Below are 25,661 nucleotides of genomic sequence, written 5' to 3' on the forward strand. Positions count from 1 at the left end.
CGTGCCGGCGCCCGCCCGCACCCGGGTTTCTCACCCGCGGGCGTCGAGGGCCGCCTGGTACAGCTCGCGCGAGGAGTGCCCCGTGTGCGCGGCGACCTCGGCGGCAGCATCCTTCAGGCGGGTGCCGGTGGCTTTCAGCTCCACCACCTGCGCGACGGCGTCGGGGAACGTCGTCTCCCGCGGCGCCGCCCCACCGACGACGACGACGATCTCGCCGCGCACTCCCCCAGCGGCCCACTCCGCCAGCTCGCCGAGCGAGCCGCGGACGACCTCCTCGTAGAGCTTCGTCAGTTCGCGGCACACCGCCGCGGGCCGGTCGGCCCCGAACGCGGCGGCGAGGTCGTCCAGCGTCGCGGCCAGGCGCGTGGGCGCTTCGAAGAACACCAGAGTCCGCGGCTCGGCGGCCAGCGCCGCGAACGCCGCGCGCCGCTCCCCGGGCTTGCGCGGCGGGAACCCTTCGAACGCGAACCGGTCGGTCGGAAGCCCCGACACCGCGAGCGCGGTGAGCACGGCGCTCGGCCCGGGAAGCACGGTCACCACGACGCCGGCGCGTGCAGCGGCCGAGACCAGGCCGTACCCCGGATCGCTCACGGTCGGCATGCCGGCATCGCTGAGCACGAGCACGTCCTGCTCGCGCGCGAGCGCGACGATCTCGCCCGCGCGTTCCTTCTCGTTGTGGTCGTGCATCGCGATCAGCCGCGGACGGTTCTCCACACCCAGCGCGGCCAGCAGCCGCTGCGCGGTGCGCGTGTCCTCTGCCGCGATGACCTCGACCGTGGAGAGCGCGTCGATCAGGCGCCGCGACGCGTCGCCGAGGTTGCCGATCGGGGTCGCACCCAGGATGATCACGGGCCCCAGCTTAGGCTGGGTGCCGTGACGTCGACCGCCGAGCTTCCGCCTCCCGCGGTGACGCCGACGTGGTTCGACCGGGCGCGCGCACAGGTGCTCGCCGACCCGCGCCGTGTGCGCCTTTACGCGTGGCTGGCCCCGGCGCTGGTGACGCTTCTGGCCGGCGTGCTGCGGTTCGCCGGGCTCGGTCATCCGGACGCGATCGTCTTCGACGAGACGTACTACGTCAAGGATGCGTGGAGCCAGTGGAACCTGGGCTACCCCGCGACATGGCCCGACGACGCCGACGCCCGCTTCCTCGCCGGCGAGACCGACATCTTCCGCACCGCCGGCAGCTTCGTCGTGCACCCGCCGCTCGGACGCATCCTCATGGGAGCGGGCATGGCGCTGTTCGGCGCCGATTCCTCCACCGGATGGCGCGTCGCCGTAGCGGTGCTCGGCACCGCCAGCGTGCTCGTTCTGTACTTCCTCGCGCACGCTCTCACCCGCTCACGCGTGTTCGCGACGATCGCCGCCTTCCTGCTCGCCATCGACGGCCTCGGGATCGTGATGAGCCGCATCGCACTGCTGGACGGCATCCTCACCTTCTTCGTCCTGCTCGCCTTCTGGTTCGTGGTGCTCGATCGCCGGGCAGCGCTCGCGCGCTTGGCCGCCCTGGTCGCCGCGCGCGAGGGCGACCAGCCCGCCTGGGGGCCTGTGCTGTGGGCGCGCCCCTGGCTGATCGCGGCGGGGGCCGCGGCGGGCGCGGCCACCGCGGTGAAGTGGTCCGGGCTGTACGTCCTGGCCGCGATCGGCCTGTACGCCGTCGTCACCGACGCATTGGCCCGCCGTCGCGCGGGCGTGCGGCTGTGGCCGGCCGACGCCGTGCTCCGGCAGGGCCCGGTGTCGTTCCTCCTCCTCGTCCCCGTCGCCCTCCTGGTGTACGTCGCATCCTGGACCGGCTGGCTCTTGACCGACGGCGGCTACGCGCGCCATGCGGTGGATGCCTCGCCGGCGACGGGCGTGTGGGCGTGGGTGCCCCTGGCCCTGCAGAACCTGTGGGCCTACCACCAGTCGATCTACGCGTTCCACGTCGGCCTCGCCACCCCGCACGCCTACGCGAGTCCGGCGTGGCAGTGGCCGCTGCTGATCCGTCCCACATCGATGTACTGGCACCAGGATGCCGCCGGGGAGAACGGATGCACGCTGCCCTCCGGGTGCACCCAGGCCATCTCGAGCCTCCCGAACCCGCTCCTGTGGTGGGGTGGCGTGGCCGCGGTCCTCTACCTCGCCGTGCGCTTCGTCCTCACCCGCGAGTGGCGTTTCGCGCTCGTGCTCACGGGGGTGGCGGCGACCTACGTGCCCTGGCTGCTGTATCCGGAGCGGACGATCTTCCAGTTCTACACGGTGGTGCTGCTGCCGTTCCTGATCCTCGCGCTGGTCTTCGCCCTGCGCGATATCGCGCGGGCGGGAGGCGACCCCGCACGGCGGGCCGGGGGCCAGGGGGTCGTCATCGTGTTCCTCGTGGTCGCCACCCTCGTCTCGGCGTTCTGGTACCCGGTGTGGACGGGGATCCGCGTCCCCTACGACTTCTGGCTGCTGCACAACTGGCTGCGCACCTGGGTCTAGCCGAGCAGCTCCGGATCGGTCACCGGGAGGCGGCACGCGAAAGCACGGCAGTCGTATGCGGTGGCACGCCCGTCGACGGGGGTTTTGCCCTCGAACAGGGAGAACCCCGCCGCGGCGAGGCCCACGGCGTGATCGGGCGAGACGAGGGCGACGACATCCGCGCGGATGCCGCGGGCGCGGGCCGCGAGCGGGCTCGCCGCGTCACCGACCACGACGAGCTGGTGAGGTGGCGTCGCCAGGCCCACGGCGACCTCCAGGAGCGCTCCGTGCGCGATCGGCGCGGCCAGGGCTGCCGGCGCGGCCGCCCGCACGAGCGTCGCCGCGGCGTCGCGGTACCGGTCGCCCGCGCCCAGCTGCCACAGGAGCAGCGCTGCGGCAGCCAGGGCGGACGGTCCCGAGGGCGCAGCCCCGTCGCTGGGCACGCCGGCGGAGCGGAGCCCCTGCGCCGCGAGCACCGGGTCGCCCCCGCCGGGCGCCTCGATGCCCCCGTCGTCGCGGAGGCACGCGTCGACGAGTTCGCGGCCGCGAACGGCGTAGGCCGTCTCGCCCGTGGCCAGGGCGAGCACCAGCAACCCGCGGGCAAGGCCCCCGTAGTCCTCGAGCGTGGCCGGCGCGGCGGAGACGATCTCATCCAGTGACGCCCGCCGCAGCATCCCGTCGTCGCCGACGTTGGCCTCCAGCACCGCATCCGCGGCCCAGCGGGCCGCCTCGAGGAATCGGCCGTCGGCCAGCGTCGCCCCGGCCCGGGCGAGCGCCGCGATGGCATGCCCGTTCCAGCCGGTCACGATCTTGCCGTCCAGCGCCGGCGGCGAAAGCTCCGCCCGCGCCTCGGCGTCGCGGGCGTAATAGCCGCCCTCGCTGCGCTCGCCGTCGATGATCGACTCGGAGTCCTGAGCCGCCGCGATGCCGCCGGTCGGCTGCTGCAGCACGTCGACGAGGTAACGTGCCGCGTCGCGGGCGATGTCGTCCTCCCCCGCGTCGAGCGCGGCGTCGATCAGCCCGGCGTTGTCGGTGAGCATCCGCTCGTAGTGCGGCACCGTCCAGTCGCGGCGGGTGGCGTAGCGGAAGAACCCGCCCTCGACCGGGTCGTGGAGCTCGGAGGCCGCCATCGCCGCCAGGGCGCGGCGGGCGACGGCCGCAGCATCCGGAACGGGGTCGGCCAGCGCCTCGGCCGAGAGGAAGCGCAGCACGGGAACGTTCGGGAATTTCGGCGACTCGATGGCGCGGCCCGCGGCGAACCCGCCGTATTCGCGGTCTTCGAGGGCCACCACGGCGCGGGCCGCCTCGGCGAGCACGTCGATGGGGGGAAGCGCGTCAGCCGCTGGCCCGGCGGAGGCGGCGAGCGCGTCGCGCAGGGCGTCGCCCGTGCGGAGGACCTCCTCTCGGCGCTGCGTCCACGCCTCCCGCACTGCGGCGAGCACCTCGCGGAAGGCCGGCATCCCGCCTCGGGCCTCGTCCGGCCAGTACGTGCCGGCGTAGAACACCCCGCCGGCGGGTGTCGTGAACACCGTGAGGGGCCAGCCGAGGTTGCGGGTGAAGGCGGATGCGGCGTCGAGGTACGCAGCATCCACCTCGGGATGCTCCTCCCGGTCGACCTTGATCGCCACGAACCCGTCGTTGATGATCGCGGCGGTGGCGTCATCGGCGAACGACTCGCGCGCCATGACGTGGCACCAGTGGCACGTGGAGTATCCGATCGACACGAGCACCGGCACGTCGCGGCGCGCCGCCTCGGCGAATGCCTCCGGCCCCCACGGGTACCACGCGACCGGGTTGGTCGCGTGGAGGCGCAGGTAGGGGCTGGAGGCGTTCGCGAGGCGGTTCAGGTCAGTTCACCTCATCCGGGTGCGACCCGACGCGGCCGGAGCCGTCCTGCGGGTCGATCGCGTCGATGGCGGCCATCTCGGCGTCGGTGAGCTCGAAGTCGAAGACGTCGATGTTCTCCTCGAGACGCTCGCGGCGCACCGACTTGGGGAACACGATGAACCCGTGCTGGATGTGCCAGCGCAGCACCGCCTGGGCGGGCGTCTTGCCGTGTGCTTCGGCGGCCTCCGCGACGGCGCGGATGCCGAAGAGGTCGTACTTGCCCTGCCCGAGCGGACCCCACGACTCGATGTGCATACCGTGGTCGGCACCCCAGGCCGCGATCTCGCGCTGAGCGTGCGCCGGGTGCAGCTCGATCTGGTCGATGGCGGGGGTGACCCCGGTGGCCTCGACGATGCGCTCCAGGTGCGGCACGAGGAAGTTCGACACTCCGATCGAGCGGGCCTGCCCCGCATCCCGGATCTGGATCAGCTTCTCCCACGCGTTGAGGTAGTTGTCCTTCGCGGGGGTGGGCCAGTGGATGAGGTAGAGGTCCACCTGCTCGAGGCCGAGCTTGTCCAGGCTCTCCGCGATGGCGTCGAGCGGCTCGTCGCCGTCGTGCCGGTCGTTGGCGAGCTTCGTCGTGACGAAGAGCTCGTCCCGCGGAATCCCGCTGGCCGCGATCGCTGCGCCGACGCCTTTCTCGTTGCGGTAGAGGGCCGCGGTGTCGATGTGCCGGTAGCCGACCTCGAGTGCTTCGCTCACCGCACGCTCGGTGTCCTCCGGCGGAACGAGGAAGACGCCGTAGCCGAGCTGGGGGATGCTGTTGCCGTCGTTCAGGGCAACGGTGGGAATGGTCATGTCCCCACCCTAGGAGCGGCCCCGGCCGTCGCGTCCGGGGGTTGACGGACACGCCCCGGCGCGCGACACGCCCCTCCGCCCGGTGCCGCGCGCTGGCCTCCCACCGGCCTCCCGCCGGCCTCCCGCCGTCCTCCAGCCAGCCTCCCGCCGGCGAGAAACAGCGATCCGGACGAGAAACCCCGCGCCGCGCCCTGTCTCGTCCGGATCGTCGTTTCTCGCGCAGGCGGATCCCCCGCTGCCTCGTCCTCCGCCGCCATGCACAACGGCGGAGATTCTCGGTGACACGCCGGTCGGGCCGGTGCGTCACCGGCGTGCCTCGCAGAAGATCCGCCGTTGTGCACGGGCGGCGGCAAGATGGTGCGATGAGCGACGAGGAACTGTGGGACCTCACCACCCGCGATGGCGCGCCGATGGGTCGCGCCCACCGACGCGGCGATGCCCGATGGCCGGATGGTGCGTTCCACGTCGTCGTGGGCACGTGCGTGGTCCGCCCCGACAGTCGCGTGCTCATGACGCGCCGGGCCTCGGTCAAGGACTATCCGCTCACCTGGGAGTTCCCGGCGGGGAGCGTGCTCGCCGGTGAAGCCAGTGCCGAGGGCGCGGTGCGAGAGCTGCGCGAGGAGACGGGCGTCGCGGTGTCCGCCGCATCCCTGGTCCTGGTGGGCCGATTCGCGGAGCCGACCGCGCTCTTCGATCTCTACGCCGCGCGGATCACCGAGACCCCGACGCTGCGGCCCGATCCTCTCGAGGTGGCCGAAGCCGAGTGGGTGCCGCTGGAGGTGGCCGAGCACCGCTACCGGTCCGGCGAGATGGCGGCGCCGTGGACGCCGCGCCTGGATGCGATGTGGGACGACCTGACCGCCCGCATCTCCCGCCCATCCTGACCCTCCCCCGGCCGCTCCCCTGTCGGTCCGCCGGCGCACAACGGCGGAGATCCTGAGTGGCGCGCCGCGTCCTGCCCCTCTCGCGCGGCGTGCCGACCGCCGCATCCGCCGTTGTGCATCCCGCGGTGAACGGCGAATGCTGCTACGGAGGGGATACGATCGAAGGCTGTGTCCTCGCCCGAACCCGTGATCACCTACCCCCCGGAGCTGCCGGTCAGCGCCGCGCGGGAGGAGATCGCGCGCGCCATCGCCGAGAACCAGGTCGTGATCGTCGCCGGCGCGACCGGGTCGGGCAAGACCACGCAGCTGCCGAAGATCTGCCTCGAGCTCGGACGCACGCGCATCGCGCACACCCAGCCTCGCCGGATCGCCGCCCGCACCATCGCCGAGCGCATCGCCGAGGAACTCGAGGTGCCGCTGGGCACCACCGTCGGCTACAAGGTGCGCTTCACCGACAACGTCTCCGAGGACACGCGGGTCGCCCTCGTCACCGACGGCATCCTCCTCAACGAGATCCACCGCGACCGGCTCCTCCGCCGCTACGACACGATCATCATCGACGAGGCGCACGAGCGGTCGCTCAACATCGACTTCCTCCTCGGCTACCTCCGCCGCATCCTTCCCGAGCGCCCCGACCTGAAGGTCATCGTCACCTCCGCCACGATCGATCCGGAGAGCTTCGCGAAGCACTTCGCGGATGCCGCGGGTCAGCCCGCGCCGATCGTGGAGGTCTCCGGCCGCACCTACCCGGTCGACATCCACTACCGGCCGCTGGTGGCCGAGGGCGAGGCGGCCGATGACGCGGACGAGGTCGGCGGGATCGTCGCGGCGCTCCGCGAACTCGACCGCGAACCGCCCGGCGACGTGCTGGTGTTCCTCCCCGGGGAGGCGGAGATCCGCGATGCCGCCGACGCGGTGCGGGGTGCGTACGCGAAGGATGCTGCGCCCACCGAGGTGCTCCCCCTCTACGGCCGCCTGTCCTCGGCGGAACAGCACCGGGTGTTCGAACCGTCCCGCGTCGCCGGCGTGCGGCGCCGGGTCATCCTCGCCACCAACGTCGCCGAGACGAGCCTGACCGTCCCCGGAATCCGGTACGTCGTCGACACCGGCACGGCGCGCATCTCGCGGTACAGCGCGCGCTCGAAGATCCAGCGCCTGCCGATCGAGGCCGTGTCGCAGGCGTCGGCGCAGCAGCGCGCGGGCCGCGCCGGCCGCACCGCGCCCGGCGTCGCGATCCGCCTGTACTCCGAGGAGGACTTCGCCCGGCGCCCCGAGTTCACCGAACCGGAGGTCCTGCGGACGTCGCTGGCCTCGGTGCTCCTGCAGATGCTGTCGCTCGGCTTCGGCGATCTCGCGGCGTTCCCGTTCCTCACCAAACCGGACTCGCGCGGGGTGAAGGCCGCCGCCGACCTCCTCACCGAGCTCGGCGCGATCCGCCCGGGTCGTAGCGGCGACGCTCCTCGGCTGACGGGGATCGGACGCGAGATCTCCCGCCTGCCGATCGACCCGCGCTTCGCCCGGATGCTGCTGGAGGCCCGCGACAACGGCACCCTCGGCGACGTGCTCCCCATCGTGGCAGGGCTGTCGATCCAGGATGTGCGCGAACGCCCCGAAGAGCGCCGCGAGGAGGCCGACCGCCTGCACGCGCGCTTCACCGACCCCACGAGCGACTTCCTCTCGCTGCTGAACCTGTGGAACCACCTGCAGGAGAAGCAGGCCGAACTCGGATCCAGCGCCTTCCGGCGGCTGTGCCGGGCCGAGTGCCTCAACTACGTGCGCGTGCGGGAGTGGGTCGACGTACACCGCCAGCTCCGCTCGGTGCTGGGTGGGCCGCGGCGGCCCGCCCAGGGCGCCCCCCGATCGCGCCCGTCGGATGCTGCCGACCCGACGCGCCCGTCGGATGCTGACGCGGCGCGCCGGTCGGATGCTGCCGACCCCGCGCCCCCGCGAACGGCGGGCGAGGCCACCGGACATGACGCCGGCGACGACATCCACCGCGCCATCCTCGCCGGACTCCTCTCGCAGATCGGCATCCTCGACCCGCGGACCGCGAACCCGCCCAAGGACCGCCGCACGCCGCGCGACGGCAAGGGCGACGGCCGCTCGGCCAAGGGCGAGTACGTCGGCGCCCGCGGTGCGCGTTTCGCGATCTTCCCCGGGTCGGGGCTCCGCAAGCGCCGGCCCCAGGCCGTGATGGCCGCCGAGCTGGTGGAGACCTCCCGGTTGTACGCCCGCACCGTGGCGGCGATCGACCCCGCGTGGGCGGAGTCGCTGGCCGGCGACCTCGCCAAGCGTTCCTTGAGCGAACCGCACTGGTCCAAGTCCGCCGGCGCCGCGTCCGCGTACGAGAAGGTCACCCTGTTCGGGGTCGAGATCATCCCCCGCCGCCGCGTGCAGCTGGCCCGCTTCGACCGCCCCCTCGCGCGGGAGATGTTCCTCCGCCACGCCCTCGTGGAGGAGGAGTGGGATGCGTCGGCCCTCGACAAGCGCCTCACCGCGTTCCTCCGGCGCAACACCGAGCAGCGCCGGCGGCTGGAGAAGATCGAGGAGCGCGAGCGCCGCCGCGACATCCTCGTGGGCGATGAGGCCGTGTTCGCCTTCTACGACGCGCGCATCCCCGCCGATGTGTTCGACGTACGCTCGTTCGAGCAGTGGTGGCGGGATGCGTCGAGCCGCACCCCGCACCTGCTCGATCTGTCGGAGGCCGACCTCACGGGGGATGCGGCGCGCGCGGATGACCGCGGATTCCCATCTCGGTGGCAGCAGGGCGACCAGACCCTGTCGCTGTCGTACCGGTTCGAACCCGGCGCTCCCGACGACGGGCTCACCGTCGTCGTGCCCCTGGCCCTCCTCGCGCAGCTGCGCCCCGACGGTTTCGACTGGCAGGTGCCGGGGCTCCGCGACGCCCTGGTGACCGCGCTCCTCCGCGCGCTCCCCAAAGCGATCCGGCGAAACGTCGTTCCCGCCGGCGACTGGGCCGACCGGTTCGCCGCCGAACTCGCCGGTCGCGGGCCGGAGAATTCCGACGGTCTCCCGGCGACGAGCCTCGTCGAGGCCCTCGCCGCCCTCGTCCAGCGCGTCGCGAACCAGCGCGTGAGCGGGGCGGACTTCGACCTGGCGCGGGTGCCGGCTCACCTGCTTCCGACCTTCCGCGCGGTGGACGCGCGGGGGCGCACCGTCGGCACCGACCGCGACCTGCGGGCTCTGCAGGCGCGCCTGGCCGACCGCGCGCGCACGAGCGTCGCGGCGACGATCGACCGGAGCGCCTCGCGGGTGGCGGCGGCGACCGCACCCGGGGACGGCGGCGGATTCTCCGCCCGCTCCGGCGTCACCGGCTGGACGTTCGGCGACCTTCCCGACGTCGTGGATACGCGGGTCGCCGGAGGGGTCGTGCGCGGCTATCCGGCGATCGTGGACGAGGGTGCCTCGGTGTCGCTGCGATTGGAGACCACGCCGGAGGATGCGGCCCGCCTCACCGCCGCGGGCGTCCGCCGGCTGCTGCTCCTCGCGGTCGCCTCGCCCGCGTCCTATGTGCTGGAGCACCTCACCTCGACGGAGAAGCTGGCCCTGGCCGCATCCCCGTACCCCAGCGCGAAGGCGCTCATCGAGGACGCGCGCGTGGCCGTGGCCGACGCGGTGCTCCAGCGGGAGACGCCGGGCGGAGCGGTGCGCACCGCCGCCGCGTTCGAGCGCGTGCGCGATGCCCTCTCCGCCGCTGTCGTGGACGACACCTTCGCGGCCGTGTCCCTGACGGTGCGCGTCCTCAGCGGCGCGCGCGAGGTGGAGCGGGCACTGAGGGGTCAGACGTCGATGGCGCTCCTCGGCGCGCTCGGAGACGTCCGCGCGCAGCTGACGGGGCTGGTGTTCCCCGGGTTCGTCTCCGCCATCGGGCTCGCGCGGCTCGCGCATGTGCCGCGATACCTCGCCGGTGCACTCGAGCGGGTGCAGACCCTGCCCGACAATCCGGGCCGTGACCGGCAGCGCCAGACCGAGTACGAGCGGGCTGCGGCCGTCTACGCCGAGGCGGGCGGCACCATCCCCCCGGCCGCGGACGCGCCGCCCGGCCTCGTCCACGCGCGGTGGCTTCTCGAAGAGCTGCGCGTGAGCCTCTTCGCCCAACGGCTCGGGACGGCAGAACCGGTGTCGCCGCAGCGGCTCGCCAAGGCGTTGCGCGGGTGACCCGCCGCTAGGCTCGGCCGCGGAGAGGGAGGCCCCATGCCGCGCGCCGTCGTCTATACCGAGTTCGGAGACCCCGAGGTGCTCCACGTGAGGGATGTGCCCTCCCCCGCCCTCGGCCCAGGCGAGCTGCGAATCCGGCTCGAGGCCGCCGGGGTGAACCCCGTCGACGCGAAGCTGCGCTCCGGACGCCGCGTCAGCGCGCCGATCGACGAACCGCGCCGCACCGGCGCGGACGGCGCGGGCATCGTGACCGAGGTCGGCGCGGAGGTCGACGGCTTCCGCCCCGGCCTTGCCGTCGCCGTGTTCGACGCACTGGGCACCTACGCCGACGAGATCGTCGTGACCGCCGCATCCGCCGTTCCGCGTCCTGCCGCGGTCTCCGCCGCGCAGGCGGCCGCGATGGGTATCCCGGTGGGCACGGCGTACCAGTCGCTGCGGTCGCTCGCGATCGGTCCGGGCGACACGCTGCTGGTGCACGGCGGGTCGGGGTCGGTCGGACGGGCAGCCGTGCAGTACGCCACGCTGTGGGGCGCGCGCGTGGTCGCGACCTCGTCGGAGCGGCGGGCCGCGGGCCTCGCGGCGTTGGGCGCGACCGTCATCCGCTACGGCGAAGGGCTCGCCGGCCGTGTGCGCGAGGCCGCCCCGGAGGGGATCACGGCGGCGCTGGACTGCGTCGGCACGGACGAGGCCCTCCAGACCTCCCTCGCGCTGGTCGCCGACCGGCGGCGGATCGTGACGCTCGTCCGCGGAGCCGAGGCCGACGCCCTCGGGATCCGCGCGTTCCGCGGCGGCAGCCCGCGCCCCCTCACCCCACAAGAGAGCGCGTGGCGGCGCGAGGCGATCCCCGTCACGCTCGCGCTGCTGGCGGCGGGTGCGTTCTCGGTCGAACTCGGCCCGGCGCTCCCCCTGTCAGCCGCTGCCGAGGCGCAGCGCCTGGTCGAGGCGGGCACCGAGGGCAAGGTCACTCTCGTCCCCTGACGGCGGCGACCCCCCGAGAACCCCGCGGACGGGTTCTCGGGGGGTCGGGATGCTCAGTTGCCGGAGCGGCGCTTGTTGTACACGTCGAACGCGACGGCCAGCAGCAGCACGAGGCCCTTCACGGCCTGCTGCCACTCGATGCCGATGCCCATGATCGACATGCCGTTGTTGAGCACGCCGATGATGAGGCCACCGATGATCGCGCCGCCGATCGTGCCGACGCCGCCCTGCACCGCGGCGCCGCCGATGAAGGCCGCGGAGATCGCCTCCAGCTCGAAGCCGGTACCGGCTCGAGGACCGGCGAGGTTCAGGCGGGCGGTGAAGATCAGGCCGGCCAGCGCGGCCAGGACTCCCATGTTCACGAACAGCCAGAAGTCCACGCGGCGCGTCTTGATCCCCGACAGCTCGGCGGCGTGGCGGTTGCCGCCGATGGCGTAGATGTGCCGGCCGAAGACCGTGCGATTCATGACCACTCCGTAGACCATCACCAGCACCGCGAGGATGATGAGGGTCACGGGGATGCCGCGGTACGAGGCGAGAGAGTACATGAAGAACGCGATCGCGGCCGAGATCAGGGCGAGCTTGGCGACGAACCACAGCAGCGGCTCGACCTCCTGACCGTACTTCTGCCGGCCGGCCCGGGTGCGCCACTGCTGCACGACGAGTGCGACGATCGCCACCGCACCGATGATCAGCGTGAACACGTCCGGTTCGGTCTCACCGAAGATCCCCCCGAGGAAGCCGTTGCCGATTGCGCGGTATTCGGTCGGGAACGATCCGACGTTGGCGCCGTCCAGGACGATCAGCGCGAGTCCGCGGAAGATGAGCATCCCCGCCAGCGTCACGATGAACGCCGGAATCCCCACGAAGGCGATCCAGAAGCCCTGCCACGCGCCCACGAGCGCACCGATCAGGAGCGACAGCAGGATCGCCAGCCACCAGGGCATTCCCATGCGCACGGCGAAGACGCCGGAGAGTGCGGCGACGAAGGCGGCGACGGAACCGACGGACAGATCGATGTGTCCCGCCACGATGATCATCACCATGCCGATCGCCAGCACGAGGATGTAACCGTTCTGCACGACCAGGTTCGAGATGTTCTGCGGTCGCAACAGGATGCCGTCGGTGAGGATCGCGAACAGGGTCACGACGGCGAGGAGGGCGATGAAGATGCCGTTCTTGCCCAGGTCCGTCAGGACGTGCGTGAACCAGCGCGTGAACTTGTTGTCGGGCGGATTGACCTGTGCGCCGACGGCCTCGGTGTTGTTCGTCATTGATGTGTCTCCCGGCCCCCGTCAGCGGGGGTTTTCCATGGTCATGAGCTTGAGGACGGATTCGGGTGTGGCTTCGGAAACGGGCACCTCACCGGTGATCCGCCCCTCCGACAGCGCGTACACGCGGTCGGAGATTCCGAGGAGCTCGGGCAGTTCGGACGAGATGACGATGATGCCCTTCCCCTCTGCGGCCAGCCGGTTGATGATCGTGTAGATCTCGTACTTCGCTCCCACGTCGATGCCGCGCGTGGGCTCGTCGAGGATCAGCACATCGGGATCGGCGTAGATCCACTTCGACAGCACGACCTTCTGCTGGTTACCGCCGGAGAGCTTGCCGGTTTTCACGAGCACGTTCGGGGCCTTGATGTTGAGGTCGCGCCGGTACTGATTGGCGACCTTGAACTCCTCGTTGTCGTTGACGAGCCCGGCCTTCTCGAGCTTGCGCAGCGACGCCATCGAGACGTTGCGCTTGATGTCTTCGATGAGGTTCAGACCGTACGTCTTGCGGTCCTCGGTGGCGTACGCGAGGCCGTTGTCGATCGCCTCGGACACCGTGCGGGTCTTGATCTCCTTGCCGCGCATGAACACCTTGCCGGAGATGCGCGTGCCGTAGCTGTGGCCGAACAGGCTCATCGCGAACTCGGTGCGGCCGGCGCCCATGAGCCCGGCGATCCCGACGATCTCGCCCGCCCGGACGGTGAGCGAGACCTTGTCGACGACGACGCGGGCGGGGTCCTGCGGGTGGTGGGCCGTCCAGTCCTCCACCCGCAGCAGCTCCTCACCGATCTGGGGCTCGTGATCGGGATAGCGGTGCTCGAGGTCCCGGCCCACCATGTCCTTGATGATGCGGTCCTCGGTGACCTCGGCCTTGGCCATCGTCTCGATCGTCTTGCCGTCGCGGATGACCGTGACGCTGTCGGCCACGCGTTTGATCTCGTTGAGCTTGTGACTGATGATGATCGAGGTCACGCCCTCCTCCTTGAGTTGAAGGATGAGCTCGAGCAGATGCGCGGAGTCGTCGTCGTTGAGGGCGGCCGTGGGCTCGTCCAGGATGAGGAGCTTGACGTCTTTCGACAGCGCCTTGGCGATCTCCACCAGCTGCTGCTTTCCGACGCCGATCTGGTTGATCTTGGTGGTCGGATTGTCGCGGAGGCCGACGCGCTTGAGGAGGGTGGCCGCCTCGAAGTTGGTCTTGTTCCAGTCGATGATCCCGGCCCTGGTGCGCTCGTTGTTGAGGAAGATGTTCTCGGCGATCGACAGGTACGGGCTCAACGCCAGCTCCTGATGGATGATGACGATGCCTCGCGACTCGCTGTCGCGGAGGTTGCGGAAGGCCACCTCATCGCCCTCGAACACGATCTGGCCGTCGTAGGTGCCGTGGGGGTACACCCCCGACAGGACCTTCATCAGAGTCGACTTGCCGGCACCGTTCTCGCCGCAGATCGCGTGGACCGCGCCGCGCTCCACGGCCAGCGTGACGTTCGAGAGCGCTTTCACGCCCGGGAAGGTCTTGGTGATGCCTCGCATCTCGAGGATGTTCTCTGTCATCGTGCTCCCTCTCCCACACCCCGGCCGGACGGCTGACGCCGCCCGGCCGGGTTGACCGCGTGCGGTCTAGCCGTTGATCTCTTCCTCGGTCCAGTACCCGGTGTCCACCAGGGTCTCCGTGATGTTGTCCTGGACGACGATCACGGGGTCCAGCAGGAAGGACGGGACGACCTTCGTACCGTTGTCGTAGTCCTCGGTGTTGTTCACGTCGGGCTCTTCATCGTTCAGGAGCGCCACCGCCATGTCCACGGCCACGTCAGCGAGCTCACGCGTGTCCTTGAAGATGGTGGCGAACTGCTCGCCCCGCTCGATGGCGCGCACCGAATCGATCTCGGCGTCCTGGCCCGAGATGACGGGCCACTCGTCACCCACGCTGTAACCGGCGTCGGTGAGGGCGGAGATGATGCCGCGCGAGATGCCGTCGTACGGAGAGAGCACCGCGTGGACGGTGGTGCCGTCGGAGTAGCTCGCGGTGATGATGTCTTCCATACGGCTCTGCGCCGTCTCACCGTCCCAGCGCAGCGTCGCAGCCTGCTCGATCTCGGTCTGGTCCGACTGGACCACGAGCGTGCCGGCGTCGATGAAGGGCTGGAGCGCGTCCATCGCGCCTTCCCAGAAGAAGAACGCGTTGTTGTCGTCCAGCGAGCCGGCGAAGAGCTCGATGTTGAACGGCCCGGCCGGCGCGCCCTCGATCGGCGTGCCGTCGAGCTCGGTGAGGCCGAGACCGTGGAGGACCGACCATGCCTGCTGCTGACCGACGGTGAAGTTGTCGAACGACGCGTAGTAGTCGACGTTCTCCGAGTCGAGGATGAGGCGGTCGTACGCGATGACGGGGATGTCGGCGTCGGCCGCGGTCTGCAGCACCTCGGAGAGCGTGGTCCCGTCGATCGAGGCGACGATGAGCGCCTCGGCTCCCCGGGTGATCATGTTCTCGATCTGCGACACCTGGGTGGGGATGTCGTCCTCGGCGTACTGCAGGTCGACGGAGTAGCCCTGGTCCTCGAGCGCGGCCTGCACGGCTTCGCCATCCTGGATCCAGCGCTCGGAGCTGCGCGTGGGCATCGCCACGCCGACGAGCCCTTCGTCGCCGCCGCCGCCTCCGCTGCCGGTGCCTCCGCCGCTGCAGGCGGAGAGCATCAGGGCGCCTGAGGCGACTGCCACGAGGAGTACCTTCTTAGCCTTCACTGTGTTTCCTTTCGTAGGACTTCGTCGTCTCGGTCGCGGTGTTCAGTTGTGCGTCTGCTGGCCGTAGACGTTCTGATAGCGGTCGAACAGCTGATCGATCGCCTCCTGCGGGAGGGGGATGAGCTCCCCCGCCTGCCGGGCGTAGTGGATGGTGCGCGCGACGTCCTCGAGCATCACGGCGGCTTTGACCGCATCCCGCGCGCTCGAGCCGATCGTGAAGGGCCCGTGGTTCTGCATGAGCACCGCGCGCGAACGGTGATCGCGGAGCGTCTCCACGATGCCCCGTCCGATGGAGTCGTCGCCGATGATCGCGAACGGGCCGACCGGGATCGGACCACCGAACTCGTCCGCCATCGCGGTGATAACGCATGGGATCTCCTCACCCCGGGCCGCCCACGCCGTGGCGAAGGTCGAATGCGTGTGCACAACGCCGCCGACCTCTGGCATATTCCGGTAGACGTACGCGTGCGCCGCGGTGTCGCTGGAGGGCGAGCGATCGCTACCCGGCGTCCCCGGGATCACGGCGCCGTCCAGGTCGCAGAGGATCATGTTCTCCGGCGCCAGTTCGTCGTAGGAGACGCCGGACGGCTTGATGACGAACAGGTCGGCGCCCGGTACGCGCGCCGAGACATTCCCACCCGTCCACACCACGAGGCCGGAGCGCACCAGTTCAGCGTGCAGTGCCGCCACCTCGGCGCGGGTACGGGCGATGGCCACCTCGGTCCGGGCTCCGACCACGTACGGGTCGTGGCGGTCGGACTCCGTGCTCCGGCTCATCCCGCTGGACTCCTTCGTCTGCTTTCGAACCGTCATGTGACCGTTCACATCGGGACACTATAGCCACCTCGGTGACCGCCGTGTCAACTCCCCGCGGTCTCGTTCCGGTAACGGCTGCTACCACCCGACGGCCGGGCCCGTCGATTCCCGCACGACCAGTTCCGGCAGGATCGCCCCGCTCACCGGGTCAGCCGAGGGGTCTGCCTCGCCCAGAAGCAGGTCGACGCAACGGCGGCCGAGTTCGGGAAAGTCCTGGCGCACGGTCGTCAGCGGCGGGGAGAAGTGCGCGGCCTCGGGGATGTCATCGAACCCGACGATGCTGATGTCGCCCGGCACCTCGAGACCCTCCTCCCGAATGGCGTGCAGCAGCCCGAGGGCCATCTGGTCATTGGAGGAGAAGATCGCCGTGAAGTCGCGCACACTGAGCAGCTCCCGCCCGGCGTGGTACCCGAAGTCGGCCGTCCAGTCGCCGAGGATCGGGGCCGTGGTGGGGATGTCCTGCGCCGACATCTCCTCGAGGAAGCCCCGCATGCGCGCCTCCGCCTCGACCCAGTCCTGCGGACCGGCGAGGTGATAGATCCCGCGATGACCCAGCTCGATGAGGTGCCGTGTGGCCAGGCGTGCGCCGGCGATCTGGTCCACCGACAGGGTGTGGCCGGCATCGACCTCGGTCGACTGCAGCGTGACGTAGGGCAGCGCCAGGTTCTGGGCGGCGATCGCCCGGATCACCCGCACCTGCGGGGCGATGACCACGAGACCCTCGACCGACTGGGCCATGAGGTGCGCGAGGCCCTGGGAGATCGAGTCGGGGTCGCGCGGCTCGATGTTCGCGGTGCTGACCCAGTATCCGCGCGCGCGGGCGGCGGCTTCGATCGCCGCGATGCTCGAGGCCGGCCCGTACTGCGTGCTCGAGGCGGCCAGGATCCCGATCGTCTGCGAACGGGAGGTCACGAGGGCACGCGCGGCGCGGTTGGGCCGGTACTGCAGCTGCGCCATGACGTCGAGTACGCGCGCGCGAGTCTCCGGGCGGATGCTGGGGTGGTTGTTCAGCACGCGGGAGACCGTCTGGTGCGACACGTCCGCCAAACGCGCGACGTCGCGGATGCTCGGGCGACGCCCGTTCGCGTCCTCGCTCATCGCGCCTCCGGCACTGGTCCGTGGCATCCTGCCAGTGCATGTGACTGTCACACGACCGCGGATCGCCAGTCGGATTCTGTCACACGAGCGTCACATGCTTACACTGTGCCCGTGTCCGGATTCGCTCGGTTCCTGCCGCTGAGCCAGCAGGAGCCTGCCGACGAGGCGGCCGTGTCCAGCGACCGCCGGGCAGCTGTCGCCGACGTGGTCGACCGCGCGGCTGTCCTGATCGCAGCATCCGGGGGTTCCGCCTCCGGGGCGGCAGAGTCTTTCCTCGACCTCGCGGGTTTGACGGACGAGGCGGCGCTGGTCTCGGCGGCCGACCCCGCCGAGCGGTTGCGCGCGATCGCGGCCCGCGTGCGCCACGATCGACGCCGCAGCATCCGCGGGCTGGCCGCGGCTGTGCGCGCGCTGCTCGTTCTCGCGCGGGATCTGGACCGTGACGCGGGACTGGATCCACTGCTGGCCGGCGCGGCGGCGCTGTATGCCGCCGGCTCCGCGCCCGCCGACCGGCGGGCCGTGGTGCGGGGGCACACCGTGCGGGCGATCGACGCGGAGTGGGCCTTCGGGCACGGGCCGGTGCTGGAAGGCCGCGCCAGCGATATCGCCGCGTTCCTCCTGGGGGTCTCCGACGATCCGCCGCGCCCGCCGGTCACCCCGCGAGGATGAGCTCGCGGTAGAAGCCGATTCCGCGGAGCCAGACCTCGGCGCGGATGCGCTCGTCGTGCGCGTGCAGCGCATCCCGCTCGGGGCGGGAGAGCCGGAACGGCGTGAAGCGGTAGACCGTGTCGCTGAGGCCGGTGAACCAGCGGCTGTCGCTGGCGCCGAGTTGCACGTAGGGCAGCGTCACCACGTCTGCGCCCAGGGTGGAGCCCACCGTGCGCGAGAGCCGGCGCCACGACTCGCCCCGCCACGGCGAGACCGGCGAGGGTTCCGAGCCCTCCTCCAGCTCGATCTCCACGAGCGGATCCGCGATCGCGCGGCGGAGGTGCGCGGCGGCATCGGCGAGGCTGTCGCCGGTGAGCAGGCGCACGTTCACCCACGCGCGGGCTGTCGTCGCCAGGACGTTGCGTCCGTGCGCGCCGGCGAGCTCGGTCACCACCGCCGTCGTCCGCACCAGCGCGTTGGTCTCGGGGCCGAGCGCGGAGAGCACCCGCGTGAGCACCGGCGCGAGCGCACCGGAGGACGCGAACACCGACCGCAGCGGCTGGGGCACGTGGGGGGCCGCGGTGGCGAGCATGGCCCGGACGGGAGGCGCGAGCCGGGGCGGGAACGGGCGCCGGCGGATGCGGTCGATCGCCCGGGCCAGGCGGGCCGTGGCCGGCATGCGCGGCGGGGTGGAGGCGTGTCCCCCCGCTTCCCGCGCCGTGAGGACGAAGGTCGCGATGCCGCGCTCGGCCACGCCGATCATCGCCGCCGGCGCCGCGAGACCCGGGAGGACGTCCTCCACCACCGCTCCGCCCTCATCCAGCACCAGACCCGGCCGCACGCCCCGATCGCGCAGCCGCGCCACGATCGCCTGCGCACCCGTGCCGTGGGTCTCCTCGTCATGGCCGAAGGCGAGGTACACGTCACGGGGCGGCGACACCCCCTCGCCGAGGAGCCCCTCGACGGCTTCGAGAATGGCCACGAGGGCGCCCTTGTCGTCGATCGCTCCGCGGCCGTGGATCTCGGCGTCCGCGCCCTCCCCCACGATCTCCGCCCCGAACGGCGGATGCTGCCACTCCTCGGCGACGACCGGGACGACGTCCTGGTGCGCCATCAGCACGAGCGGTTCGGCGTCACTCGCACCGCGCCAGCGGTACAGCAGCGCGCCCCCGCCGAGGATCTCGCGCTCGAGCCGCTCGTGGACGAGGGGGTACAGCCGCTGCACCGCGGCCCGGAACTGCTCGAAGGGCACGACGTCCGTCCGTGAGGCGTCGGCGCGCGAGATCGTCGGGATGCGCAACAGCGCGCGGAGGCGGTCGGTCGGGCACACGCGACGAGCCTACGGCGGCCGATACGCTCTCCTGATGAGTCGACTTCGCTGGGGAATCCTCGCCACCGGTGGCATCGCCCGCGCGTTCACCGCCGATCTGCGTCTCGCGGGCCTCACCGTCTCTGCCGTGGGGTCGCGGACCGCGGCCTCGGCCGAGGCGTTCGCGCGGGAGTTCGCCATCCCGCGCGCGCATGGCTCGTACGAGTCGCTCGTTTCCGACCCCGATGTCGACATCGTGTACATCGCGACGCCGCATCCCGCACATGCCGACACTGCTCTCCTCGCGCTCCAGCACGGCAAGCACGTGCTCGTCGAGAAGCCCTTCACCCTCAACGGCGCCGAGGCCGAGCGGATTCGGGAGGTCGCCGAGCAGCGGGGCCTGGTGGCGCTGGAGGCGATGTGGACCCGCTATCTGCCGCACATGGTGCGCATCCGCGAGATCGTCCGCGCCGGCACGATCGGCGAGGTGCGCGCCGTGACGGCCGACCACACCCAGAGGATCACGGCCGACCCGGCCCACCGGCTCAACGATCTCGCCCTCGGCGGCGGTGCGCTGCTGGATCTGGGGATCTACCCCGTCTCGTTCGTGTGGGACATGCTCGGTGCGCCCACCTCCGTGACCGCGCGTGCACGCTTCGCCGAGACGGGGGCCGACACGGAGGTCGCGACCGTCTTCACGCACGCCGGCGGCGGGATCTCCACGACCCTGTCCTCGTCGCGGGCGGTCGGGTCGAACACCGCGGTGGTCATCGGCACCGAGGCCCGCATCGACATCGACCGGGTCTGGTACTCCCCCACGTCCTTCCGGGTGACCGCCCCCGATGGCACGGTGCTCGAGCAGTTCGAGACCCGCATCGAGGGCCGGGGCATGCAGTTCCAGGCCCTCCACGCGGAGGAGCTCGTCTCCTCCGGCCGCCTGAGCGGCGACATCCAGCCCCTCGCGCAGTCGGTCGAGATCATGCGCACCCTCGACGCCGTGCGCGCTCAGATCGGTCTGCGGTACCCCGGAGAGCGCTGAGACGCGTCAGACTGGTCCTCATGCCCGACACCCAGAACGCCCGCGTCGCCGTCTACCTCGACTTCGACAACATCGTGATGTCGTGGTACGACCGGGTGCACGGGCGCAACGCGTATGCGCGCGATCGCACCAAGATCGCCGAGAAGCCGACCGAGCCCGACATCGTCGAGCGCCTCACCCAGGCGACCATCGACGTCGGCGCGATCATCGACTACGCCGCGTCGTTCGGAACCCTCGTCCTCACCCGCGCGTACGCCGACTGGTCATCGCCGGTCAACGCCGAGTACCGCACGCAGCTGGTCGCGCGCGCCGTCGATCTCGTGCAGCTGTTCCCCGCCGCCGCGTACGCCAAGAACGGCGCCGACATCCGGCTGGCCGTGGATGCTGTCGAGGACATGTTCCGCCTCCCCGACCTCACCCACGTCGTCATCGTGGGCGGCGACTCCGACTACGTCCCCCTCGCCCAGCGCTGCCGGCGCCTCGGCCGCTACGTCGTGGGGGTGGGCGTGGCGGGGTCCACGGCCAAGTCGCTCGCCGCGGCCTGCGACCAGTTCGACGCGTACGACTCGCTGCCGGGCATCGCCGTCCCCACGCCCGAGAAGAAAGACCCGTCGCCGTCCCGCTCGCGCGCCCGCAAGCGCACGAGCGACCCCGGCGCCGACCTCCTCGAGCGGGCCCTCCGGCTCGGCGGCGATCGCGACGAGAACGAGTGGCAGCACGCCTCGACGGTGAAGAGCCTGATCAAGCGACTCGACCCCGCGTTCAGCGAGAAGGCCTACGGGCAGCGGAGCTTCTCCGACTTCGTCAAGGCGTACGGCGAGGTCGCCGAGACCGACGAATCCGGCAACGTCGTGCTCGTACGGCTCGCTCCCGCGAAGGGCTGACCTCCCTCCCGCGCAGCGAAAGTTGCGCAGTGTTTACCGAAACGTGACCTCCGAACCGATGCGCTGAGCGGCCGGTGAGGTGCATCCTTTCAGGGCCGCGTCCACGGGGCGTAGGCGTTTCGGAAAACACCTCACACCAATGGAGGGTGAGAAATGAAGCGAAGCTCGTTGTCTGCCGTGGTAGCGCTCTCAGGCGCTGCGGCGCTACTGCTCGCGGGATGTGCCGGGTCGGGGGGCGGGTCCTCGGACGGAGGCGGAGGGGAAGCGGCCGACCGGGCCTGCGTGATCCTCCCGGACGCCGCCTCGTCACCCCGCTGGGAGAACTTCGACCGCAAGTACCTGCAGGAGGGCCTCGAGGAAGCGGGCTTCGACGTCGACATCCAGAACGCCCAGGGCGACACCAACAAGTACTCGACCATCGCCGACCAGCAGCTCACCCAGGGCTGCGGCGTGATGCTCCTCGTGGACTACCAGGGCGCAGCCGAGGCCGTCGCCGCCAAGGCCACCGCCGAGGGTATCCCGGTCATCGCCTACGACCGCCCGTTCGAGGGCGCCGACTACTACGTCTCCTTCGACAACGTCGAGGTCGGACGCCTCGAGGGCCAGACGGTTCTCGACGGACTCCAGGCCGCCGGGAAGGACCCGGCCACGGCCGTCGTGGTCTACATGGGCGGTGACCCCACCGACGGCAACGCAGCCATGTTCAAGGAGGGTGCCGCCGAGGTGATGGAGGCAGCGGGCATCACCGCGGCCGCGGAGCCCCCGGGGGTATGGGACCAGGGCGAATCGCAGACCAACTTCGAGCAGGCGCTGACCTCGCTCGGCGGCGCGGTGGACGGCGTGTGGGTGGCCAACGACACCAACGCCGCCGGGGTCATCAAGGTGCTGCAGGACAACAACCTCACCGGCGTGGCCGTCTCCGGCCAGGACGCCAACGTGGCGGGGCTGCAGAACATCCTGCTCGGCTGGCAGACCGCCACGGTGTACAAGCCCGTCAAGGAAGAGGCCGACGCCGCCGTCGACGTGGCCGTGGCTCTCCTCAGCGGCGAGACGCCCGAGGCCGACCAGGAGCTCGACGACGGCACGCCGTACATCGCCGTGGCCCCGCAGCTGGTGGGTCCCGAAGAGGTCGTCACCGTCGTCGAGGCCGGCGACGCGGACGCCGAAGAGATCTGCGCGGGCGACGTCGCCGCCGCGTGCGCCGAGTTCGGGGTGCAGTAACACTCCCCTTCGGGGCGCCGCGTCTCCGGGCGCGGCGCCCCCTCTCTGTGTGACGGAAGACAAGGAAGCGGGAATGGCACAACCGATCATCGAACTGTCGGGCGTGAAGAAGTCGTTCGGCCCGGTCAGCGTTCTCAAGGGCATCGACCTGAAGGTGCACGCCGGGACGGTGACCGCCCTGGTGGGCGACAACGGCGCCGGCAAGTCCACCCTCATCAAGGGCCTGGCCGGTGTGCAGCCCTACGACGAGGGCGAGGTCCTGATCGACGGAGTGCACCGCGACCTGCACACGCCGCGCGATGCCGCAGGCCTCGGCATCGAGGTGGTCTACCAGGACCTCGCCCTGTGCGACAACCTCGACATCGTGCAGAACATGTTCCTCGGACGGGAGGAGCTGTCCACCGGCACCCTCGACGAGGGACGGATGGAGCGCGAGGCCTCGGACACGCTGCGATCCCTGTCGGTGCGCACCGTGAAGTCCGTGCGCCAGAAGGTGGCGTCGCTCTCCGGCGGCCAGCGCCAGACGGTGGCGATCGCGCGGGCGGTCCTGAAGAAGGCCCGCGTGGTGATCCTCGACGAACCCACCGCCGCGCTCGGGGTGGCCCAGACCGAGCAGGTGCTGCACCTCGTCCAGCGCCTCTCGCAGCAGGGGGTCGCGGTCATCCTGATCAGCCACAACCTCGCCGACGTCTTCGCGGTGGCCGACGACATCGCCGTGCTGTACCTGGGTCAGCTGGTGGCACAGGTGAAGGCGAAGGACACCACCCGCGACGACGTCGTGGGCTACATCACCGGCACCAAGACGCTCACCGGTGCGCCGCTGCTCACCACCGACACGATCACCACTCCAGGAGACCCGGCATGACCACCGTCACGAACGCGTCGCCGGACCCGCTGGCCGGCGACCTCATCGGCAGCGGCGTCGAAGGGGGCCTCCGCGACCAGGTCGCCGCATGGTGGCAACGGGTCCGCTCCGGCGACATGGGAGCTCTCCCTGCCATCGGCGGACTGGTCGTTCTCGGCGTGTTGTTCTCGACGCTGAGCCCGTTCTTCCTCACCGAGCGGAACTTCGCGAACCTGCTGAACCAGGCGGCCACCCTGGTCATGCTGGGCATGGCTCTGGTCTTCGTGCTGCTGCTGGGCGAGATCGATCTGTCGGCCGGAGTCACCGGCGGCGTGGCGATGGCCCTGTTCGTGGTGCTGAACAGTCAGTTCCAGGTCAACTGGGTTCTCGCCCTCCTGATCGGATTCGGCGTGGGCCTGGCCACCGGGGCTCTGATCGGGTTCTTCGTCGCGCGCGTGGGGATCCCGTCCTTCGTGGTGACCTTGGGCCTGTTCCTCGGGTACCAGGGCCTGGCGTTGCTGATCATCGGTGACGGCGGCCTGTACCGGTTGCAGGTTCCCGAACTGCTCGCGCTGCAGAACGGCAACCTCCCGGTGTGGGGCGGCTGGGTGATGCTGGCGGTGATGCTGGCCGTCTCCGGCGGCATGTCCTTCTGGGACCGGGCTCGCCGCACCAAGGCGGGCGTCCCCAATCGAGCGATCTCGCTGGTGTGGATCAAGCTGGCCGTCATCGTCGTCCTCGGCGGCGTCTTCGTGGCGATCCTCAACCAGGACCGCGGGCAATCGGTCGTCGCCGTACAGGGCGTGCCGATCATCGTCCCGGTGACGCTGACGATCCTGTGGCTGGGCACGTTCCTGCTCGATCGGACGAGGTTCGGCCGCTACATCTACGCCATCGGAGGAAACGCCGAAGCGGCGCGTCGGTCGGGTGTCAAGGTGCGCTGGGTGAAGTGGTGGGCGTTCGTGATCTGCTCCACGCTCGCGGTGGTCTCGGCCCTGTTCAGCGTCGCGCGGGTCGGCTCGGTGGATGCGACGGTCGGACGCGACATCGTCCTCAGCGGTGTCGCGGCGGCCGTCGTCGGCGGCGTGAGCCTCTTCGGGGGCCGCGGACGCCTCATCCACGCCGCGATCGGCGCACTGGTGATCGCCGTGATCACCAATGGGCTGGGGCTGCTGAACCTTCCCGCCGGCATCAACCTCCTCGTCACCGGCGGCGTCCTCATCCTCGCCGCGACGGTGGACGCCGTGTCGCGCCTGCGCGCCGGCGGATCGTTCCTGCGAGGGTGACCGGCTGCCCGGCAGCGGTCAGGGGCGGGTGAGGGTCTCCTCGACCCACTCCGGCACGACGACCGTCGCCGGGCCGGTCCGCACCTCGTCGAAGGGCACCGGCGGCGCGCTCGGCACGAGATTCAGCTCCACGGTGCGGGCCCCGTAGGCCCCCGCCAGCGCCGCGTACCCGGCGGCGGGGTAGACCTCCCCCGATGTGCCGATCGACACGAAGACATCGCAGCCGGTCACGGCGTCCTCGATACGGTCGAGCTCGTAGGGCATCTCGCCGAACCAGACGACGTCGGGCCGGAGTGCCCGCGCACCGCAGTGCGGGCACTCCGGCCGCCCGCGCAGGTCGCCGGCCCAGGGCGTGCGCGCGCCGCAGCGCGCGCACAGGGCCACGGAGAGTTCGCCGTGCATATGGATCAACCGCGTCGTGCCCGCGCGCTCGTGCAGGTCGTCGACGTTCTGGGTCACCACCAGCAGGTCGTCACCGAGCGCGCGTTCGAGCTCGGCCAGTGCGCGGTGGGCGGCATTGGGGAGGGCGGACGCTGCGGCGCGGCGACGCGCGTCGTAGAACGCGAGCACCGTGTCGGGGTCGCGCTCGAAGCCTTCGGGCGTGGCGACGTCGGCGATGTCGTGTCCCTCCCACAGGCCGCCGGGGTCGCGGAAGGTGGCCAGGCCGCTCTCGGCCGAGATGCCGGCGCCCGTCAGCACGACGATCCTCATGATGAGGCCTGCCGACCGGGTGCGTCCACGTGGTCGAGCACCCGGTCCCACACGTGAGGCAGCGCCAAGCGCCCGTCGAGGGTGTGCAGGCCTTCCCGGGACACGACGTCGGCGCGCGCGGACGGCAGCTGCGCGGCGAACCACCGTGCGCTCTCCGCCGGCGCCGCCGCATCCTGTGCCGCGTTGATGACGAGGGTGTCGGCCGTGACGCGCTGGAGCGCTGCGGCCATGAGGTCTTGCGCAAGAGGGCTGTCGGGGAGGGGGACGGCCACGAGCGCCAGCCGCTGGACGAGGGTACCGAGGGCGGCGGCCAGCGACACGGCGAACATCGCCGCGGCGCGCTCTCCCACCAGGCTCACCACACCGCCGGGAACCTCTTCGGGCAGGAGCGCGAGCACCTCGGCGGCGGTGGATTCCGCGGTCGTCTCCCCGCCGAAGGTGGGCGGGTCGTCCAGCTCCGGCGCGTCGACCTCGATGAGGAGGAGCCGGATGTCGTGCTGCGCCGTGACGGCGGGGGCCGGATCGACCAGGGCGAGCGCACCGGTGCGGACGATCATGACGGTGCGGGCGGCCGCGGGGGGTCCGACGCTGCGGTATTCGATCCCGAACGCGGGTCCCTGAGCGCGGGTCATGCCG

General features: G+C 71.2%; 21 protein-coding genes. 10 read left to right on the top strand and 11 right to left on the bottom strand.

Going from position 1 to position 25,661, the window contains the following annotated elements:
• Positions 1-30 precede the first annotated feature (30 nt).
• On the bottom strand, positions 31-849 hold the full coding sequence (gene rsmI / locus AC2DFQ_RS15575; RefSeq protein WP_484534511.1) for a 16S rRNA (cytidine(1402)-2'-O)-methyltransferase: 819 nt from the start codon (positions 847-849) through the stop codon (positions 31-33).
• A gap of 24 nt (positions 850-873) precedes the next feature.
• On the opposite strand from rsmI, the gene AC2DFQ_RS15580 reads away from it, so the two are divergent.
• Positions 874-2,457 carry a dolichyl-phosphate-mannose--protein mannosyltransferase gene (locus AC2DFQ_RS15580; protein ID WP_484534512.1) on the top strand — a complete coding sequence of 528 codons (1,584 nt, stop codon included), beginning with the start codon at positions 874-876 and terminating at the stop codon, positions 2,455-2,457.
• Here AC2DFQ_RS15580 and AC2DFQ_RS15585 read toward each other — a convergent pair.
• Both AC2DFQ_RS15585 and AC2DFQ_RS15590 read right to left on the bottom strand, forming a co-directional pair.
• On the bottom strand, positions 2,454-4,283 hold the full coding sequence (locus AC2DFQ_RS15585; protein WP_484534567.1) for a thioredoxin domain-containing protein: 1,830 nt from the start codon (positions 4,281-4,283) through the stop codon (positions 2,454-2,456). The genes AC2DFQ_RS15580 and AC2DFQ_RS15585 overlap by 4 nt on opposite strands.
• Position 4,284: 1 nt before the next feature.
• Positions 4,285-5,121 (bottom strand): aldo/keto reductase, encoded by an 837-nt coding sequence (locus AC2DFQ_RS15590; protein ID WP_484534513.1) that lies wholly within the window; start codon positions 5,119-5,121, stop codon positions 4,285-4,287.
• A gap of 362 nt (positions 5,122-5,483) precedes the next feature.
• On the opposite strand from AC2DFQ_RS15590, the gene AC2DFQ_RS15595 reads away from it, so the two are divergent.
• From AC2DFQ_RS15595 to AC2DFQ_RS15605, 3 genes are all read left to right on the top strand, one after another.
• Entirely contained in the window at positions 5,484-6,005 is a 522-nt protein-coding gene (locus AC2DFQ_RS15595; protein ID WP_484534514.1) for an NUDIX domain-containing protein, read from the top strand.
• 168 nt (positions 6,006-6,173) lie between these two features.
• Entirely contained in the window at positions 6,174-10,184 is a 4,011-nt protein-coding gene (gene hrpA, locus AC2DFQ_RS15600) for an ATP-dependent RNA helicase HrpA (protein WP_484534515.1), read from the top strand.
• A 36-nt stretch (positions 10,185-10,220) separates the two neighbouring features.
• Positions 10,221-11,162: a quinone oxidoreductase family protein gene (locus tag AC2DFQ_RS15605; RefSeq protein ID WP_484534516.1), complete on the top strand. Its 942-nt coding sequence runs from the start codon at positions 10,221-10,223 to the stop codon at positions 11,160-11,162.
• Between the two features lie 53 nt (positions 11,163-11,215).
• Here AC2DFQ_RS15605 and mmsB read toward each other — a convergent pair whose 3' ends face one another.
• The 5 genes from mmsB to AC2DFQ_RS15630 form a co-directional block, all read right to left on the bottom strand.
• Positions 11,216-12,436: a multiple monosaccharide ABC transporter permease gene (mmsB, locus tag AC2DFQ_RS15610; protein WP_484508731.1), complete on the bottom strand. Its 1,221-nt coding sequence runs from the start codon at positions 12,434-12,436 to the stop codon at positions 11,216-11,218.
• Between the two features lie 21 nt (positions 12,437-12,457).
• On the bottom strand, positions 12,458-13,984 hold the full coding sequence (mmsA, locus tag AC2DFQ_RS15615; RefSeq protein ID WP_484508730.1) for a multiple monosaccharide ABC transporter ATP-binding protein: 1,527 nt from the start codon (positions 13,982-13,984) through the stop codon (positions 12,458-12,460).
• Between the two features lie 66 nt (positions 13,985-14,050).
• Positions 14,051-15,121 (bottom strand): multiple monosaccharide ABC transporter substrate-binding protein, encoded by a 1,071-nt coding sequence (gene chvE / locus AC2DFQ_RS15620; protein ID WP_484509976.1) that lies wholly within the window; start codon positions 15,119-15,121, stop codon positions 14,051-14,053.
• 90 nt (positions 15,122-15,211) lie between these two features.
• Positions 15,212-15,946 carry an L-ribulose-5-phosphate 4-epimerase gene (locus AC2DFQ_RS15625; protein WP_484534517.1) on the bottom strand — a complete coding sequence of 245 codons (735 nt, stop codon included), beginning with the start codon at positions 15,944-15,946 and terminating at the stop codon, positions 15,212-15,214.
• Positions 15,947-16,063: 117 nt separating this feature from the next.
• Positions 16,064-17,110: a LacI family DNA-binding transcriptional regulator gene (locus tag AC2DFQ_RS15630; protein ID WP_484508728.1), complete on the bottom strand. Its 1,047-nt coding sequence runs from the start codon at positions 17,108-17,110 to the stop codon at positions 16,064-16,066.
• An 84-nt stretch (positions 17,111-17,194) separates the two neighbouring features.
• Between AC2DFQ_RS15630 and AC2DFQ_RS15635 the strand changes: the two genes are divergently transcribed.
• Positions 17,195-17,752 (top strand): hypothetical protein, encoded by a 558-nt coding sequence (locus AC2DFQ_RS15635; protein WP_484534518.1) that lies wholly within the window; start codon positions 17,195-17,197, stop codon positions 17,750-17,752.
• Here AC2DFQ_RS15635 and AC2DFQ_RS15640 read toward each other — a convergent pair.
• Positions 17,736-19,061: a M20/M25/M40 family metallo-hydrolase gene (locus AC2DFQ_RS15640; protein WP_484534519.1), complete on the bottom strand. Its 1,326-nt coding sequence runs from the start codon at positions 19,059-19,061 to the stop codon at positions 17,736-17,738. The two genes, AC2DFQ_RS15635 and AC2DFQ_RS15640, sit on opposite strands and share 17 nt — an antisense overlap.
• A 34-nt stretch (positions 19,062-19,095) precedes the next feature.
• Between AC2DFQ_RS15640 and AC2DFQ_RS15645 the strand changes: the two genes are divergently transcribed.
• The 5 genes from AC2DFQ_RS15645 to AC2DFQ_RS15665 all read left to right on the top strand — a co-directional run bounded on the left by AC2DFQ_RS15645 (position 19,096) and on the right by AC2DFQ_RS15665 (position 24,314).
• Positions 19,096-20,079: a Gfo/Idh/MocA family protein gene (locus tag AC2DFQ_RS15645; protein WP_484534520.1), complete on the top strand. Its 984-nt coding sequence runs from the start codon at positions 19,096-19,098 to the stop codon at positions 20,077-20,079.
• A 20-nt stretch (positions 20,080-20,099) separates the two neighbouring features.
• Positions 20,100-20,963 carry an NYN domain-containing protein gene (locus AC2DFQ_RS15650; protein ID WP_484508724.1) on the top strand — a complete coding sequence of 288 codons (864 nt, stop codon included), beginning with the start codon at positions 20,100-20,102 and terminating at the stop codon, positions 20,961-20,963.
• A gap of 282 nt (positions 20,964-21,245) precedes the next feature.
• The gene (locus AC2DFQ_RS15655; RefSeq protein WP_484534521.1) at positions 21,246-22,184 is read left to right on the top strand and encodes a substrate-binding domain-containing protein; all 939 of its coding nucleotides are present in this window, start codon (positions 21,246-21,248) and stop codon (positions 22,182-22,184) included.
• A 73-nt stretch (positions 22,185-22,257) separates the two neighbouring features.
• On the top strand, positions 22,258-23,049 hold the full coding sequence (locus AC2DFQ_RS15660) for an ATP-binding cassette domain-containing protein (RefSeq protein ID WP_484508722.1): 792 nt from the start codon (positions 22,258-22,260) through the stop codon (positions 23,047-23,049).
• The gene (locus AC2DFQ_RS15665; RefSeq protein ID WP_484508721.1) at positions 23,046-24,314 is read left to right on the top strand and encodes a sugar ABC transporter permease; all 1,269 of its coding nucleotides are present in this window, start codon (positions 23,046-23,048) and stop codon (positions 24,312-24,314) included. Before AC2DFQ_RS15660 ends, AC2DFQ_RS15665 begins: the two co-directional genes overlap by 4 nt.
• A gap of 18 nt (positions 24,315-24,332) precedes the next feature.
• On the opposite strand, the gene AC2DFQ_RS15670 is transcribed toward AC2DFQ_RS15665, so the two are convergent.
• Positions 24,333-25,025, bottom strand: a complete 693-nt coding sequence (locus tag AC2DFQ_RS15670) for an NAD-dependent deacylase (protein ID WP_484534522.1) — start codon at positions 25,023-25,025, stop codon at positions 24,333-24,335.
• Complete coding sequence (locus AC2DFQ_RS15675) at positions 25,022-25,657, bottom strand: hypothetical protein (protein ID WP_484534523.1); 636 nt, start codon at positions 25,655-25,657, stop codon at positions 25,022-25,024. The genes AC2DFQ_RS15670 and AC2DFQ_RS15675 overlap by 4 nt, the downstream gene beginning before the upstream one ends.
• Between the last annotated feature and the right edge of the window lie 4 nt (positions 25,658-25,661).

Source organism: Microbacterium sp. Z11_20 (assembly GCF_057197605.1).